Below are 14,982 nucleotides of genomic sequence, written 5' to 3' on the forward strand. Positions count from 1 at the left end.
CGCCCGCCGCGCGCATCGCGGAGGTCGACGCCGAGACCCCCGCGTGTCAGCGCAGGTCGTAGACGCGCTTGTACTTGCCCTCGCTGCGCGGCAGCGCCCCCGGCTCCTCCAGCCGCACGGCGACGGACGAGCCGATGAACACCTTGATGCGCTGCACCAGCACCTGCGCCGCCGCCTCGCACGTCTCCACGGACAGGTCGGGGTGACGCTCGATGCGCACCGTGAGGGCGTCCATCCGGCCCTCCTTCGTCAGCTCCAGGATGAAGTGCGGCGTGAGCTGCTCGATCCCGAGCACCAGCTCCTCGATCTGCGTCGGGAAGAGGTTGACGCCGCGCAGGATGATCATGTCGTCGTTGCGCCCGGTGACCTTCTCCATCCGCCGCATACCCGGACGCGCCGTGCCGGGGAGCAGGCGGGTGATGTCGCGCGTGCGGTACCGGATGACGGGGAACGCCTCCTTGGTGAGCGAGGTGAAGACGAGCTCGCCCCGTTCGCCGTCCGGCAGTGCCTCCAGGGTGTCGCCGTCGATCACCTCCGGCAGGAAGTGGTCCTCCCACAGGTGCGGGCCGTCCTTGGTCTCGAGGCACTCGTTGCCGACACCCGGCCCCATGACCTCGCTGAGTCCGAAGATGTCGAGGGCGTCGATGCCGAGCCGCTGCTCCAGCTCGTGCCGCATCTCGTTGGTCCACGGCTCCGCGCCGAGCACCGCGACCTGGAGCGAGGTGGACCGCGGGTCGATGCCCTGCGCGGCCATCGCGTCCGCGATCGTGAGGAGGTAGCTCGGGGTGCACAGGATCGCGTCCGGCTCGAAGTCGCGGATGAGCTGCACCTGTCGGGCGGTCTGTCCGCCCGACATCGGGATCACGGTGGCGCCCAGTGCCTCGATGCCGGCATGCGCCCCGAGCCCGCCCGTGAACAGGCCGTACCCGTAGGCGTTGTGCACCTTCATGCCGCGCCGGATGCCGCTGGCGCGGAGCGACCGGGCCACCAGCGTCCCCCAGCGGTCGAGGTCGCCGCGCGTGTAGCCGACGACGGTCGGGCGGCCCGTGGTGCCGCTGGACGCGTGGATGCGGGCGACGTCGGCCATCGGTACCGCGAACATCCCGAACGGGTACGTCTCGCGCAGGTCGTCCTTGGTGGTGAAGGGCAGCCGGTGCACGTCGTCGAGCGTGCGGATGTCGTCGGGATGCACGCCCGCCTCGTCGAACTTCCGCGTGTACAGCGGCACGTTGCGATAGGCGTGCTGCACGGTCCACTGGAGGCGCTCGAGCTGCAGGCGCTCGATCTCGGCGCGGCTCATCCGCTCCTCGGGGTCGAGCTCGTCTGTCGTCGGCGGGCGGAGGGCGGAGGCGGGGGCGGTCATCGTCGACACGGGGACTCCTCGGAACGGGTGGGATCAGAAGGTGCGGGAGGTGGTGCGGGAGCGCCCGCGGAACTCGGCGACCGCGTCGCCCTGCTCGTCCACGACCGTCACGTCGTAGAGGCCGGAGCGACCGCTGCGGGTGCGGCGGACGGCCGTCGCGGTGAGCGTCTGCCCCGCGACGGTGGGCTTGAGGAACGAGATGTCGGCGCCGGCGGCGACCGTCACCCGGTCGTCCTCGTTGCAGGCGATCGCGAAGGCGGTGTCGGCGAGCGCGAACACGAGCCCGCCGTGGGTGATCTGGAAGCCGTTGGTCATGTCGTCACGGACGCGCATGGACACGACCGCGTGCCCCGGGTCGTCGCGTTCGACGACGAGCCCGAGCATCGCCGAGGCCCGGTCGCGTTCCATCATGGCCCGGTTCGGCCGCACGGCCTCCGCCGTATCCGTCGCCTCCGTCATCGCCGACCTCCTCGTCGCGCTGGGACGGGACGACCGCGTCCCGTCCGCCCATACTAACTGAACGATCGGTCAGTAACGCAAGGAGGTCGGCGGATCATGCCATGCGTCACTCGAAGTCGAGCGGCGGCCAGAGCGCCGCGTCCTCCACCGTCACGCCCGTGATCACTGCAGCAGGGTCCTCGTAGTCCCTGTCCGCCCGGAAGCGGATCGTGCCGCCTTCCCTCGTCGACCACTCGTAGAAGAACTCCGCGGACGAGACGACGCGGAGGAACGTGCCCTCCGGGAAAGCGGCGACGGCGTCCGACAGCGGGGCACCGATGCGGAGCCCGCCCGTGGCGGGAAGGACCGCACCGTCGGGCTCCAGGTCACCCTGCACGTTCGCGATCCCGGCGGTGACCGCTGCGAGGGTCGTGCCGTCGTCAGTGAAATGCAGCAGGAGCGTGCTCGTACCGTCGGCGCTCACGAGGCGCACGAGCGTGTGCGTGCCACCGGTGGGCTGAGCGGTCGCCCCCGGGATCGCCGCCAGCGCATCCTCGCGGGGCATCCCGAGCTCGAGCGGTCCGACGCCCGTCGCCGTCATCTCCCATTCGCTCCAGGGGGCGCCGGGATCCGCGGCTTCCGGAGTCTCGGTCGTAGGCGGGTTCTCCGTCAGCTTCTCGACGAGTGCGGACTTCGCTTCGCGGGCGCGGTCGCGCACGAGCAGTGCCGCGCGCTCCGCGTCGAACTCCGAGCCGTCGAGGGCGGGCTGCCACACGTGCACGATGACGTTTCCCACGGCGGCGAACGCATGATGCGCCCGCCAGGCGCCGTCCCCTGACCCCAGGTCCAGGGTGCCGCCGAACGCGCGCACCCCGTCGGTCTCCGGCGCAGCGACCGCCGCGAAGGTGCCCGCACCCTGTGCGTCGAACTGCGCACACCGCTCGACGGTGGAGAGGAGGTCGTCCATTCGTGCCGCGGCGACCTCTTCCGACGCGAACTGGAGGATCTCCTGCTTGCCGCTGTTCCCGGTGTCGTCCTCGTCCACCCAGGGCACCGTGCGCGCCCCGATGCTGCGCATCGACGTCTCGACGGTCAGCAGCAGGCAGACCGCGGGGCTGAACTCGGGCCCGCCGCCGTCCGAGTACTGCAGCAGCGTGTCGTCGACCACGGCTGCGGGCGGAGCGGACGGGAACAGCTGCGCGACCTCCTCCGGCGTGAGCGCGAACGCGTCGAGCTCGTCGCCGACGAAGAGGAGGGGCCCGGCATAGGGATCGGGAGTGGGGGTCGGGGTCTCCGGCGCCCGTGATGCGGTCGCCGTGGGTGTCGCCTCCGGCGTCGCCGCGCACCCCGGGAGCGCCACCAGCACTCCCGCCACCACCGCTGCGAGGAGCGCCGCTCCTCGCAGCTTCCCTCCGTCGTGTGCCGTCGCCGACATGAACCCTCCGCATGATCATGTGCGCCGTGGACACGGCGCCCCCTGAGGGAAGAGTAGCGGTCGGACAGCGGTTCGGCTCAGCCCGTCTGGCCTCCGCCGAGCACGAGAGCTGCTGCGCTCCGCGCCTCCGCGGCGGTCGCCGCGCCGCTCGCATCTTCGGCCGCCCGACGGCACTCGTCCGGGTCCGCCGCGTCGAGTGCGGCCGCCACCCGCCCGAGGGCGCGCGGCGTCATCGACAGCGAGGTCGCGCCGAGCCCGACGAGCACGGGGGCGAGTGCCGGGTCCCCGGCCGCCTCCCCGCAGATCCCGACCGGCTTTCCCGCCGCCCGTCCCGCGGCCCCGACCGTCCCGATCAGCCGCAGCACCGCCGGCTGCCAGGGATCGTTGAGATCGGCGAGCGCACTGGACAGCCGGTCCGCGGCCAGGGTGTACTGCGCGAGATCGTTGGTCCCGAGGCTCACGAAGTCCACGACCTCGAACAGCTCGGCGGCCAGCAGCGCCGCCGCCGGGGTCTCGATCATGATCCCCGCTCTGTCCAGCCCCGCGGCACGGCACCGCGCCGCGAAGTCCGCCGCCTCGTCGACCGTGGCGACCATCGGGGCCATGACCTCCACCTCGGCGGATTCCGCATCGGCAGCCCTGGCCAGCGCGCGCAGCTGGTCGTCGAGCAGAGCGGGCCGGCGACGCGAGAGGCGCAGACCCCGCACGCCCAGCGCGGGGTTCTCCTCGTCGTCGTCGTTCGCGAACGGCAGCGGCTTGTCACTCCCCGCATCCAGGGTGCGCACGACGACCTTCCGCCCGGGGAATGCGCGCAGCACCCCGCGGTAGGCCTCGACCTGCTCCTGGATGCTCGGCGCCGCCGTCCGGTCGAGGAAGCAGAACTCGGTGCGAAAGAGCCCGACCCCCTCGGCGTGCGCCGCGGCCGCGCTCCCGGCATCCGACGCTCCTCCGACGTTGGCCAGGAGGGGCACGCGGGTCCCGTCCGCGAGACGGCCCCGTCCGTCGAAGGTCACCACGACCGCCGCGGCCCGCGCCTCGGCGATCTCCGCCTCGTCCGGATCGACGTGGATCGTGCCGCGATCGCCGTCGACGAGAAGCATGGCGCCCTCGCGGATGCCGGTCGCCCCTGGCACCCCGACCACGGCAGGCAGTCCCAGTGCCCGCGCGATGATCGCCGTGTGCGACGTGGGCCCGCCGTCCGCGGTCACGAGAGCGACGCAGCTCCCGCCGTCCAGCGCTGCCGTGTCGGCGGGGGCCAGGTCGCTCGCGACGAGGACGAAGGGCTCGTCTCGCTCGGGGACTCCCGGCATGTCCACCCGGAGGATCTCGGCGATCATGCGGTCGCGGACGTCACGGATGTCGGCGGCTCGTTCCGCCATCCTCCCGCCGAGAGCCGTGAGCGCCGCCTCGTGCGCCGCGGACGTCTCCCAGACCGCTCGCGCCGCCGTGCGCCCCTGTGCGCGCACGAGGGCGGTGGCTTCGGCGACGAGCTCCGGGTCGGAGGCGAGGAGCCGGGACGCGTCCAGGATCGCCCGTGCCTCCCCGCGGGCCCGTTCGGCGCGCGAACGCAGCTGATCGGCGACGGCCACCGCGGCCCACTCGATCGTGGAGACCTCGGCCTCCCGGCCCTCCGGCGGGACGACGGTCTCGACATCCGGTTCCGGGAGTGCCGGCGCGAGGGACACCGCCCTCGCGGCCACCCGTCCCGGGCTGACGCCGCGGCCCTGCAGCACGGTCCCGGAGACGATCTCCGGCGGCGGCGCCGACTCGTCGTCGGCCCGGGCTCCTTCCTGGTCGTCCCGGGCGGTGTCGCGCGCGGGCGCGGGTGCGGTTCCGGGGCTTCCGGCGGCGCCCTCGTCCGACTCGACGCCCTCGCCGAACCCTCCCTCGAAGAGCGAGACCAGGCGGTCGATCGCCGCCTCCGCGTCCGCGCCTCGACCGGTGAGCTCGATCTCGGTGCCCTGCCGCGCGCCGAGTGCGAGCAACCGGGTCAGGCTCCCGGCGGCGGCTTCCGGGCCGTCCGGCAGCCGCCGCAGACGGACGTCCGCGCCCGCCGCCGACTCCGCGATCAGCGCGGCGGGTCGGGCATGGATGCCGAGAGGGTTGCGCACCCGCACACGACGGGAGACGGTCTCCCCGGCCGGCTTCGGCCCGTCAGAAGCGGGCTCCGCGGGCGACCGCTCGGTGTCTTCTGCCGTCGCATCGTCCGTCGGGGCGAGCTGACCGGTCTTCGCGGCCAGCGCCGAGGCGGCTTCAGCGGCGACCGCATCGAGGTCGCCCCCGGCCGCCGCGCCCACCACCGCGGCGAGGAGCCCCTCCACGAATGGCGCGGGCGCGAGCCGCACCGGCACCTCGCTGCTGCGCAGCTCCAGCGCGAGCTCGGCGCTCAGCACGGCCGACCCGAGGTCCATCAGCACGAGCACGCCGTCGACCTCGGCGGCGAGCTCGTCGATCGCCGCGGACACCGCGACGGCATCCGTCCCGAGGATGGGCGCGCCGTCGGCGTCCACGCCCGCCCCGGCCGCGATACGCACCGGCACGCCGCCGCCCGGGACCATCTGCAGGGCGAGTTCGAGCGCCGCCTCCCCGAGCCGGGCGCTGTGCGAGACGGCGACGATCCCGATCATCCGGCGTCCGCGAGGGCCGCCGCGAGCGCCTCGAACAGGAGCGCCGTCGAGGCGGCACCGGGGTCGAGGTGGCCCGCGCTGCGTTCACCGAGGTAGCTCGCCCTGCCCTTCCGGGCGACGAGCGGTACCGTGGCGTCGCGCCCGGCATCCGCGGCAGCCGCCGCCGCCCTGGCGGCGGCCGCGGTATCGGCTCCTCCGGCGAGGGCGGCGTCGAAGGCGTCCACCGCGGGAGCCATGGCGTCGAACATGGTCTTGTCACCCGCCTCGGGCTTGCCCCGCGCGACGATGCCCTCCAGCCCCGCTCGGAGCGCGGCGGCGAGCGCCGGTCCGTCGAGCGTCGTCACCGCACCGGCGGACATCCCCATGCGCAGGAAGAACGTGCCGTAGAGGGGGCCGCTCGCGCCGCCCACCGAGCTCACCAGGGTCATGCCGACGGACTTGAGCAGCTCGTCGATCGTCGCGGGCGTCGTCGCCGCGAGCTTCTCCCCGGCCGCCGTGAAGCCGCGCGCCATGTTCGCGCCGTGATCGGCGTCCCCGATCGCGGAGTCCAGTTCCGTGAGCCAGTCCCGCTGCGCGGTGACGGCTTCCCGGTAGCGGGAGATCCAGTCGACGAGGACGTCGGTGTCGACGGCCGCCATCACGCGCCCCACCGCAGGCCGGGGGTGTTCACCGGTGCGTCCCACAGGCGCAGCAGCTCGTCGTCCGCCTTCAGCACCGTGACGGAGCACCCGGCCATGTCGAGGGAGGTGATGTAGTTGCCGACCAGGTTGCGCGCGATCTGCACGCCGGACTTCTCCAGGATCGACGCGACCTCGCCGTACATGAGGTAGAGCTCGATCAGGGGCGTGGCTCCCATGCCGTTGAGCATCACGATCGCGGGCCCGGTGGCGTCGAGGTCGCCCAAGATCGGCTCGACGAGTTGCCGTGCGATCTCGGACGCGGGGGCGAGCGGCTCACGGTGACGTCCCGGCTCGCCGTGGATGCCGATGCCGATCTCCATCTGGTCGTCGGGGAGGTCGAAGGTGGGCTTGCCCGCCGCGGGGACCGTGCAGCTGGTGAGGGCCATGCCCATGGAGCGTCCCTGACCGTTGATGCGCTTCGCGAGGTCGACCACGGCCGCGAGGTCGCGGCCCTCCTCCGCGGCCGCCCCCACGAGCTTCTCCAGCAGGACCGTGAGGCCGACGCCGCGCCGCCCCGCGGTGTAGAGCGAGTCCTGCACGGCCACGTCGTCGTCCACGACGACCGTGCCGACCTCGATCCCCTCCATGGCGGCGAGCTCGGCGGCCATCTCGAAGTTCAGCACGTCGCCGGTGTAGTTCTTGACGATGTGCAGCACACCCGCCCCGCGGTCGACCGCCTGGGTGGCGACCTGCACGCGGTCGGGGGTGGGCGAGGTGAAGACCTCGCCGGCGACGGCCGCGTCGAGCATGCCGGTGCCGACGTAGCCGCCGTGCAGCGGCTCGTGGCCCGATCCACCGCCGGAGACGACGGCGACCTTGCCCTGTTCCTTCGGTGTCGCTCGGGTGATGACGTGGTTCTCCAGGTCGACCGAGAGTTCGGGGTGCGCGGCGGCGACGCCCTTCAGGGACTCGACGAGGACGTCCTCCGGGGCGTTGATGAGCTTCTTCATCCTGCGATCTCCTTTGATGCGGCGTGAGTCTCGAGCGAAAATCCGAAAGGAATTCGTCAATGTCGAATATGCTCGGAGCCTGCCGGGTTGTCAAGATCGATCCGGCGACCGGAGACCCGGCTCGACGACGACCGGAAGGAGGACGCGCATGATCCAGGCGATCGACCGCGCGGCGAAGATCCTCGACCTGCTCCAGGGCGCCCGCCACCTCGGCATCACGGACCTCTCCGCGGCCCTGAGCCTGCCGCCGTCGACCGTGCACGGCCTGGTGAAGTCGCTGCGCGCGCACGGCCTCGTCGCGAAGGAGCGCGGCGGACAGCGGTACATGCTCGGCCCCACACTGCTGCGACTGAGCAACGTCTACCTCGACACCCTGGACGTGCGGGCGCGGGCGATGCGCTGGACGCAGGACCTGGCGCGGCGGACGGAGCTGTCCGTGCGTCTCGGCGCCCCGCACCTCACGGACGTCCTCGTCATCCACCACAACCTCCGCCCCGACGACAGCCCGCAGATGCTGGAGACGGGGATGGCGGTCCCCGCGCACGCCTCCGCGATGGGGAAGGTGCTCCTCGCGTACGACCAGGGCTTCCAGCAGAGCGTGTTCGCCGAGCCCCTGCGCAGCCTCACCGGCGACACCATCACCGACGTGGCCCGACTGACCCTCGAGCTGCCGGGGATCGCGGAGCGCGGGACGGCGGCGGAGAGCGATGAGGCCGTCCTCGGCGAGTCGTCCCTCGCGGCGCCGATCGCCGACGCCTCGAACACGATCGTCGCCGCGGTGGCCGTCGTGCTGCCGACCGCGGAGGCGCCGGCATCCGACACCGTCATGCACGCGCTCCGCGAGACGGCACGGAACATCTCCCGCGAACTCGGCGCGACGACCTGGCCACCGCCCGTGGCCCCCGCCGAGGACTGACGACGGTGGTCAGCCGCGCAGGCCGAGCGCGAACGGCAGCACGGCCGTGGCCCCGGCTTGCCGCACCGCGCGCGCTGCGACCGTCAGGGTCCAGCGACTGTCGATGAGGTCGTCGACGAGCAAGACCGGACCGGCGGGGACCTCGAGATGCGCCGCGTCGAACCGGTCCCACACCCCCGCGAGCCGGAACACGCTGTTCCCGCCCGCCTGCCCCGACGGCCCTCCGCCCCGCCACTCCAGCGCGCCGAGGTACGGCAGCCGCCCGATCTCGGACAGCCCGCGGGCGAGGGAGTCGACGAGCTGCGGATGCGACCGCGACGGCATCGCGATCACGGCCACCGGCCGCTCCGCCCAGCCCCACCCGGCGAGCACGCGCACGCACGCCTGCAGCAGCGCCGGGCTGATCGGGGCGTCCGGGGCGCCTGCCGCGAAGACCTCGCGCAGCGTGCCGCCCCAGCCGAGGTCGGTGAGCCGGGCGAGGGCACGTCCCTCATCGGCCTGCTCCCCCGCGGGGATGCGGCCACGCACCGGCACATCGAGGCGGTCGGCCCCTGTCGGCCACGCGCGACGCGGTTCGACCGGCACGCCGACCCGGTCGAGGGAGGCCGCCGCCTGCACGCTCGCCGTCTGCGCGACCTCCGCCGGGAACCACACGCCCGCGCAGTTGTCGCACCGGCCGCAGGGAGCCGCGGTGTCGTCGTCGAGAGCCCGCTGCAGGAAGGCCATGCGGCAGCCGTCCGTGCGCTCGTACTCGAGCATGTGCTCCTGTTCCGCCACCCGCTCGGCGGCGATGCGCTCGTAGCGCTCGGCGTCGTACGTCCACGGCTGTCCCGTCGCGACCCACCCACCCTGCACCCGACGCACGGCACCATCCACGTCGAGCACCTTCAGCAGCAGCTCGAGCGGCGTGCGGCGGATGTCGACGAGGGCCTCCAGCGCCGGCGTCGAGATCGGGCTGTCGCCGAGCGCCGCGATCACCCGTTCCGCACGCTCCCGATCGGGCATCGACGCGGTCGCGAAGTAGTGCCAGATCTCGCGGTCTTCGACACCGGGGAGCAGGAGCACGTCGGCGCTCTCGCTGGCACGCCCCGCTCGTCCCACCTGCTGGTAGTACGCCACGGGTGAGGACGGGGCTCCGAGGTGGACGACGAACCCGAGGTCCGGCTTGTCGAACCCCATGCCGAGGGCGCTGGTGGCCACGAGTGCCTTCACCTCGTTGCGCTTGAGCATGCCCTCCGACTCCGCACGCTCCTCGGGGTCGGTCTGCCCCGTATAGGCGCGCACGTCGTGGCCGTGGTCGCGCAGGAACCGCGCGGTGTCGACCGCCGCCGCCACCGTCAGCGTGTAGATGATCCCGCTGCCGGGGAGGTCGTCGAGGTGGCTGAGCAGCCAGGCCAGGCGGCTCGCCGAGTCCTTGAGGCGGAGCACGCCGAGCCGCAGCGAGGTGCGGGCGAGCGGCCCGCGGATCGTGAGCACGGGCACCGCCTCCGCTCCGCCCGCGCCACCAGGCAGCGCCCCGAGCTGCTCGGCCACGTCGGCCACCACGCGGGAGTTCGCCGTCGCGGTCGTCGCCAGCACCGGCACGTCGGCGGGCATCTGCGCGATGAGGTCGCGCAGTCGGCGGTAGTCCGGGCGGAAGTCGTGCCCCCAGTCGCTGATGCAGTGCGCCTCGTCGACGACGAGCATGCCGAGCCGCGCCACCAGCGCGGGCAGCTGCTCCTCACGGAAGGCCGGGTTGTTCAACCGCTCCGGCGAGACGAGCAGCACGTCCACGTCGTCTCCGGCGAGCCGCTCCTGCACCTCCGCCCACTCGTGGGCGTTGGTCGAGTTGATCGCCACGGCGCGCACGCCCGCCCGCTCGGCCGCGGCGATCTGGTCGCGCATGAGCGCCAGGAGCGGAGAGACGAGCACGGTGGGGCCGGCCCCCTGCCGGCGGCGGAGCAGCGTCGCGACGAAGTACACCGCCGACTTCCCCCACCCCGTGCGCTGCACCACGAGCGCGCGGCGACGCCCCTCCACCAGCGCCTCGATCGCCTCGAACTGGCCGGCATGGAAGTCGACGTCGGGACGGCCGACGAGTTCGCCGAGAGCGGCGCGGGCGGCCTCACGGAGGGGCACGGCAGTCGGGGAGGTCATACCGTCCACTCTGCCGCAGACCTCCGACAGGACTCCGACCGCCGCCCGGTCTCGGTGGATGACCGCCGTGGAGGCCGTAGCGTGGAGGAATGATCACCCGCGAACTCGCCGTCGCGCTTCGCGATGCCGGTCTGAACTGGAAGCCCACGGAGGGTGACCGCTTCCAGCTCGATCTGCCGGACGAGGTGGAGCTGGAGGCGGAGGCCGACGTCTTCACGGTCAGCGCGATGACCATCGAGGCGCGGCAGACGCCGGCCGGGACGGATCTCGCCTTCAACGGCACGACGGAGTGGGCGCTCGACGCCGTGACGCTCGCCGATGCGGTGTGGCTGCCGCGCGAGGACCAGCTGCGCGACCTGCTCCGCGGGACGTTCCGCGCCCTCACCCGCCTCCCCGACACGTTCCGCGTCGAGATCGAGCTCGGCGGCGCTCCCCTGTGGTTCGAGCACCCGGACCCGGCGGAGGCCTACGGCCGCGCGCTGCTGGCGCTGATCTCGCGCTCCCGCTGACACGCCCTGTTGAATCGGGCCGTCGCGTGTGTCAGAATTACCTAACGATCGGTCAGTAAAGAAGGACCGGAGCCCGAGGAGTCGACGATGACCAGTCCCGCAGACCTGTCCCTCGTGGACGGCGAGACCTCCGACGAGGAACGCCTGTTCGACGAGCTGATCGCGAACGAGCAGCGCATCGAGCCGCGCGACTGGATGCCCGAGGCCTATCGCAAGACGCTCATCCGGCAGATCTCCCAGCACGCCCACTCCGAGATCATCGGCATGCAGCCCGAGGGCAACTGGATCACCCGCGCCCCGAGCCTCAAGCGCAAGGCGATCCTCATGGCGAAGGTGCAGGACGAGGCCGGGCACGGGCTCTACCTCTACTCCGCCGCGCAGACCCTCGGCATCACCCGCGACGAGATGATGGACCAGCTCATCTCCGGCACGGCGAAGTACTCGTCGATCTTCAACTACCCCACCCCCACCTGGGCCGACATGGGCGCGATCGGCTGGCTCGTCGACGGCGCCGCGATCTGCAACCAGGTGCCGCTGTGCCGCGCCTCCTACGGTCCCTACGGGCGCGCGATGGTGCGCATCTGCAAGGAGGAGTCGTTCCACCAGCGCCAGGGGTTCGAGATCCTGCTCTCGCTCATGCGCGGCACCGACGAGCAGCGGCAGATGGCGCAGGACGCGGTGGACCGCTGGTACTGGCCGAGCCTGGCGATGTTCGGGCCGCCCGACGACCAGTCCCCCAACTCCGCCCAGTCGATGGCGTGGAAGATCAAGCGCTTCTCCAACGACGAGCTGCGTCAGCGGTTCGTCGGCATGCTCGTGCCGCAGGCCGAGATCCTCGGCGTCACCCTCCCCGACCCGGACCTGCGGTTCGACGAGGAGACCGGTCGCTACGAGATGGGCGAGATCGACTGGGACGAGTTCTTCCAGGTGCTGCGCGGCAACGGCCCGTGCAACGCCGAGCGTCTGGAGCGCCGCCGCACGGCGCACGACGAGGGCGCGTGGGTGCGGGAGGCCGCCGCGGAGTACGCCCGCAAGCAGCGTTCCCGCCTGACCCCTGAAGGGGCGGTGGCGTGATGGCGACCCCCGGACACGTCGAACACGAACCGTGGCCCCTGTGGGAGATCTTCGTGCGGGCGAACCGCGGGCTGAGCCACGTGCACGTCGGCTCGCTGCACGCCCCCGACGCCGACATGGCCATCCGCAACGCGCGCGACCTCTACACCCGCCGGGGCGAGGGCGTGTCGATCTGGGCGGTCCCCGCCGAGGCGATCACCACGAGCGACCCCGATGCCAAGGGGGCGTACTTCGAGAGTCCCGCCGGCAAGAACTACCGGCACGCGGTGTACTACACCGCCTCCGAGGGGGTGCCGCACCTGTGACCCTTCGACAAGCTCAGGGACCCAGCCAGGCTCCGGGAACCGGCTCCGCTCAGGTGGTCGGCGACGTCCACGGGGAGGCACACGGCGACGTCTCCGTCGACGAGCTGAGGCTCAGCGAGGAACTGGCCGGCGCGGGCACGACCGCGGCGAGCGCCGACATCGCCGAGTACGCCCTGTGGCTCGGCGACGACGCCCTCATCCTGTCGCAGCAGCTCGGCGCCTGGATCTCCCGGGCCCCTGAGCTGGAGGAGGACGTGGCGCTCGGCAACATCGCCCTCGACCTGCTCGGCCACGCGCGCTCCTTCCTGCACTTCGCGGGCACGTGGGACGGCCGTTCCGAAGACGACCTCGCGTACTTCCGAGACGAGCCGGAGTTCCGCAGCGCCTGGATCATGGAGCAGCCGAACGGCGACTTCGCGCAGACCATCGCCCGACAGCTCGTCGCCTCGGTCTACCTGGTGGAGCTGTACACCGCCCTCCGTGCGAGCACCGAGCCAACGTTCGCCGCGATCGCGGAGAAGGCGCTCAAGGAGGTCGACTACCACCGCGACCACGCCGTGCAGTGGGTGCTGCGCCTCGCGGGCGGCACGGAGGAGTCGCGGCGGCGGATGATCCGTGCCCTCACGGACGTGTGGCCCTACGTCGACGAGCTCTTCCGCGACGAATCCCTGATCGATCGACTGGGCGACGTCGCCGTGCGCCCGTCGACCCTCCGTGCACCGTTCGACGCGGTCATCGCCACCGTCTTCGCGGAGGCCGAGCTCACCGTCCCGCAGGTGTCGGCGTCGGCGGCGGGCGGCCGGAACGGCGCGCACGCGACCCCGCTCGGGCACATCCTCGCCGAGATGCAGGTGCTGGCGCGACGGCACCCGGGGGCGTCATGGTGACCCGGACCACCGCCGACGCGAAGGCCGAGGCGTGGCGGATCGCCGCCGCCGTGCCGGACCCGGAGGTGCCGGTGCTCACGATCGAGGACCTCGGGGTGCTGCGGGCGGTCGAGCTCCGCGGCGAGCGCGTGGTCGTCGACATCACGCCGACCTACAGCGGGTGCCCGGCCATGGACACGATCCGCGACGACGTGGTGCTCGCGCTCACGGCCGCCGGGTTCGCCGACGTCGAGGTGCGGCTCGTGCTCTCCCCCGCGTGGACCACCGACTGGATGAGCGACGCCGGGAAGCAGAAGCTCCGCGCCTACGGGATCGCGCCGCCCAGCGGCCGTGCGGCCGTCCCCGCCGGTCCGATCCGGCTCGCCCTCAGCGTGCGCTGCCCTCGCTGCGGCTCGCTCGACACCCGTGAGGTCTCCCGCTTCGGCTCGACCTCGTGCAAGGCGCTGTACGAGTGCCGGGCCTGCCTGGAACCCTTCGATCACTTCAAGGTGCACTGATGTCGCTGTTCTCCCCCGGCCCGGCGACGACGCCGGCGCCCTCCCCCGCCTCCCCCGCCCGGGCGCGCGGCCGTGCCCGGTTCCACACGCTCGAGGTCGAGGACGTCCGGCCGCTCACCGAGGACTCCGTCGAGGTGACCTTCACGGTGCCCGCGGAGCTCGCCGACGACTACGACCACCTCCCCGGGCAGTACGTGGCGCTGCGCACGACGCTGGACGGCGTGGAGGTGCGGCGTTCCTATTCGCTCTGCCGGGCGCCCGAGCATCGCACCGACGGGGCGCCCACCCGCCTGAGCGTCGCCGTGAAGCGCGACGAGGGCGGGACGTTCTCCACGTGGGCCCAGACCGGCCTGCACCCGGGCTTCCGCATCGACGTCATGAGCCCCCAGGGCACGTTCACCTCCGGCCTCGACGACCTGGACGAGAAGCACGTCGTCGGCATCGCGGCCGGCTCCGGGATCACGCCGCTGATGGCTCTCGCGCACACCGTGCTCTCCCGGTCGCAGACCTCGCGGTTCACGCTCCTCTACACGAACCGGTCGACGCTGGACGTGATGTTCCTGGAAGACCTCGCCGACCTCAAGGACCGCTACCCGACGAGGCTCACGCTGCACCACGTGCTGTCCCGCGAGCAGCGGACCGCGCCGGTGCTCTCCGGCCGCATCGACGAGCCCAAACTGCGGACGATCCTCGACGCGCTGATCGACCCGGCCGACGTGGACGAGTGGTTCCTGTGCGGACCGCTCGCGCTCGTCGACCTCTGCCGGGAGGTGCTGGCCGACGTGGGCGTACCCCGCGAGCACGTGCGCTTCGAGCTGTTCACGACCGGCGACGAGCCGGTGCGGGCCGCCCGGCCGGTCACGGTGCGCTCGGGCGAGAAGACGGTGCGGATCGAGGTGAACCTCGACGGCGTGTCCTCGACGGTGGAGAGCCCGGTCGCGGCGCGCGAGTCGGTGCTGAACGCCGCACTGCGGGTGCGGCCGGACGCGCCGTTCGCATGCGCGGGTGGCGTCTGCGGCACCTGCCGCGCGCGCGTGATCGAGGGCAGCGTCACGATGACCGAGAACTACGCCCTGGAGCCAGACGAGCTGGAGCGCGGCTACGTGCTCACCTGCCAGTCCCATCCGACCAGCGACCGCGTGGTCGTGGACTACGACGTCTGAGG

General features: G+C 72.6%; 14 protein-coding genes. 7 read left to right on the plus strand and 7 right to left on the minus strand.

The features are described 5' to 3' along the window. Positions 1-46: 46 nt before the first annotated feature. The 6 genes from paaK to dhaK all read right to left on the minus strand — a co-directional run bounded on the left by paaK (position 47) and on the right by dhaK (position 7,493). On the minus strand, positions 47-1,363 hold the full coding sequence (gene paaK, locus BK819_RS00160; RefSeq protein WP_071328030.1) for a phenylacetate--CoA ligase PaaK: 1,317 nt from the start codon (positions 1,361-1,363) through the stop codon (positions 47-49). A 33-nt stretch (positions 1,364-1,396) separates the two neighbouring features. Beyond that, positions 1,397-1,822, minus strand: coding sequence for a hydroxyphenylacetyl-CoA thioesterase PaaI (paaI, locus tag BK819_RS00165; RefSeq protein WP_071327400.1), 426 nt, complete (start codon positions 1,820-1,822; stop codon positions 1,397-1,399). Positions 1,823-1,928: 106 nt separating this feature from the next. Beyond that, positions 1,929-3,236 (minus strand): sensor domain-containing protein, encoded by a 1,308-nt coding sequence (locus BK819_RS00170; protein ID WP_071327401.1) that lies wholly within the window; start codon positions 3,234-3,236, stop codon positions 1,929-1,931. Positions 3,237-3,313: 77 nt separating this feature from the next. Continuing rightward, positions 3,314-5,863 (minus strand): phosphoenolpyruvate--protein phosphotransferase, encoded by a 2,550-nt coding sequence (gene ptsP / locus BK819_RS00175; RefSeq protein WP_083391594.1) that lies wholly within the window; start codon positions 5,861-5,863, stop codon positions 3,314-3,316. After that, positions 5,860-6,501, minus strand: a complete 642-nt coding sequence (gene dhaL / locus BK819_RS00180; RefSeq protein WP_071328032.1) for a dihydroxyacetone kinase subunit DhaL — start codon at positions 6,499-6,501, stop codon at positions 5,860-5,862. The genes ptsP and dhaL overlap by 4 nt, the downstream gene beginning before the upstream one ends. Continuing rightward, positions 6,501-7,493, minus strand: a complete 993-nt coding sequence (dhaK, locus tag BK819_RS00185; protein ID WP_071327402.1) for a dihydroxyacetone kinase subunit DhaK — start codon at positions 7,491-7,493, stop codon at positions 6,501-6,503. The genes dhaL and dhaK overlap by 1 nt, the downstream gene beginning before the upstream one ends. 148 nt (positions 7,494-7,641) lie before the next feature. Here dhaK and BK819_RS00190 point away from each other — a divergent pair, with 148 nt between their 5' ends. After that, the gene (locus tag BK819_RS00190; RefSeq protein WP_071327403.1) at positions 7,642-8,409 is read left to right on the plus strand and encodes an IclR family transcriptional regulator; all 768 of its coding nucleotides are present in this window, start codon (positions 7,642-7,644) and stop codon (positions 8,407-8,409) included. A 9-nt stretch (positions 8,410-8,418) separates the two neighbouring features. Here BK819_RS00190 and BK819_RS00195 read toward each other — a convergent pair whose 3' ends face one another. After that, positions 8,419-10,545 carry a RecQ family ATP-dependent DNA helicase gene (locus tag BK819_RS00195; RefSeq protein WP_071327404.1) on the minus strand — a complete coding sequence of 709 codons (2,127 nt, stop codon included), beginning with the start codon at positions 10,543-10,545 and terminating at the stop codon, positions 8,419-8,421. Positions 10,546-10,634: 89 nt separating this feature from the next. Here BK819_RS00195 and BK819_RS00200 point away from each other — a divergent pair, with 89 nt between their 5' ends. The 6 genes from BK819_RS00200 (at position 10,635) to paaE (ending at position 14,980) form a co-directional block, all read left to right on the plus strand. Next, positions 10,635-11,054 (plus strand): pilus assembly protein CpaE, encoded by a 420-nt coding sequence (locus tag BK819_RS00200; protein ID WP_071327405.1) that lies wholly within the window; start codon positions 10,635-10,637, stop codon positions 11,052-11,054. Positions 11,055-11,141: 87 nt separating this feature from the next. After that, positions 11,142-12,128 carry a 1,2-phenylacetyl-CoA epoxidase subunit PaaA gene (gene paaA, locus BK819_RS00205; protein ID WP_071327406.1) on the plus strand — a complete coding sequence of 329 codons (987 nt, stop codon included), beginning with the start codon at positions 11,142-11,144 and terminating at the stop codon, positions 12,126-12,128. Continuing rightward, positions 12,128-12,433 carry a 1,2-phenylacetyl-CoA epoxidase subunit PaaB gene (gene paaB / locus BK819_RS00210; protein ID WP_062635989.1) on the plus strand — a complete coding sequence of 102 codons (306 nt, stop codon included), beginning with the start codon at positions 12,128-12,130 and terminating at the stop codon, positions 12,431-12,433. Before paaA ends, paaB begins: the two co-directional genes overlap by 1 nt. A 53-nt stretch (positions 12,434-12,486) precedes the next feature. After that, complete coding sequence (paaC, locus tag BK819_RS00215) at positions 12,487-13,320, plus strand: 1,2-phenylacetyl-CoA epoxidase subunit PaaC (RefSeq protein WP_071327407.1); 834 nt, start codon at positions 12,487-12,489, stop codon at positions 13,318-13,320. Continuing rightward, on the plus strand, positions 13,314-13,817 hold the full coding sequence (paaD, locus tag BK819_RS00220) for a 1,2-phenylacetyl-CoA epoxidase subunit PaaD (RefSeq protein WP_071327408.1): 504 nt from the start codon (positions 13,314-13,316) through the stop codon (positions 13,815-13,817). The genes paaC and paaD overlap by 7 nt, the downstream gene beginning before the upstream one ends. Further along, complete coding sequence (paaE, locus tag BK819_RS00225) at positions 13,817-14,980, plus strand: 1,2-phenylacetyl-CoA epoxidase subunit PaaE (RefSeq protein ID WP_071327409.1); 1,164 nt, start codon at positions 13,817-13,819, stop codon at positions 14,978-14,980. Before paaD ends, paaE begins: the two co-directional genes overlap by 1 nt. Positions 14,981-14,982 lie beyond the last annotated feature (2 nt).

The organism is Microbacterium sp. LCT-H2 (genome assembly GCF_001866135.1).
In the GTDB taxonomy this organism is placed as follows: Bacteria; Actinomycetota; Actinomycetes; order Actinomycetales; family Microbacteriaceae; genus Microbacterium.

Excerpts from the sequence above, each read along its gene's own strand:
- dhaL (WP_071328032.1), bottom strand. The coding sequence starts at position 6,501 with ATGGCGGCCGTCGACACCGACGTCCTCGTCGACTGGATCTCCCGCTAC.
- BK819_RS00190 (WP_071327403.1), top strand. The coding sequence starts at position 7,642 with ATGATCCAGGCGATCGACCGCGCGGCGAAGATCCTCGACCTGCTCCAG.
- BK819_RS00200 (WP_071327405.1), top strand. The coding sequence starts at position 10,635 with ATGATCACCCGCGAACTCGCCGTCGCGCTTCGCGATGCCGGTCTGAAC.
- BK819_RS00170 (WP_071327401.1), bottom strand. The coding sequence starts at position 3,236 with ATGTCGGCGACGGCACACGACGGAGGGAAGCTGCGAGGAGCGGCGCTC.
- paaK (WP_071328030.1), bottom strand. The coding sequence starts at position 1,363 with ATGACCGCCCCCGCCTCCGCCCTCCGCCCGCCGACGACAGACGAGCTC.
- dhaK (WP_071327402.1), bottom strand. The coding sequence starts at position 7,493 with ATGAAGAAGCTCATCAACGCCCCGGAGGACGTCCTCGTCGAGTCCCTG.
- ptsP (WP_083391594.1), bottom strand. The coding sequence starts at position 5,863 with ATGATCGGGATCGTCGCCGTCTCGCACAGCGCCCGGCTCGGGGAGGCG.
- paaB (WP_062635989.1), top strand. The coding sequence starts at position 12,128 with ATGGCGACCCCCGGACACGTCGAACACGAACCGTGGCCCCTGTGGGAG.
- paaA (WP_071327406.1), top strand. The coding sequence starts at position 11,142 with ATGACCAGTCCCGCAGACCTGTCCCTCGTGGACGGCGAGACCTCCGAC.
- BK819_RS00195 (WP_071327404.1), bottom strand. The coding sequence starts at position 10,545 with ATGACCTCCCCGACTGCCGTGCCCCTCCGTGAGGCCGCCCGCGCCGCT.
- paaE (WP_071327409.1), top strand. The coding sequence starts at position 13,817 with ATGTCGCTGTTCTCCCCCGGCCCGGCGACGACGCCGGCGCCCTCCCCC.
- paaD (WP_071327408.1), top strand. The coding sequence starts at position 13,314 with ATGGTGACCCGGACCACCGCCGACGCGAAGGCCGAGGCGTGGCGGATC.
- paaI (WP_071327400.1), bottom strand. The coding sequence starts at position 1,822 with ATGACGGAGGCGACGGATACGGCGGAGGCCGTGCGGCCGAACCGGGCC.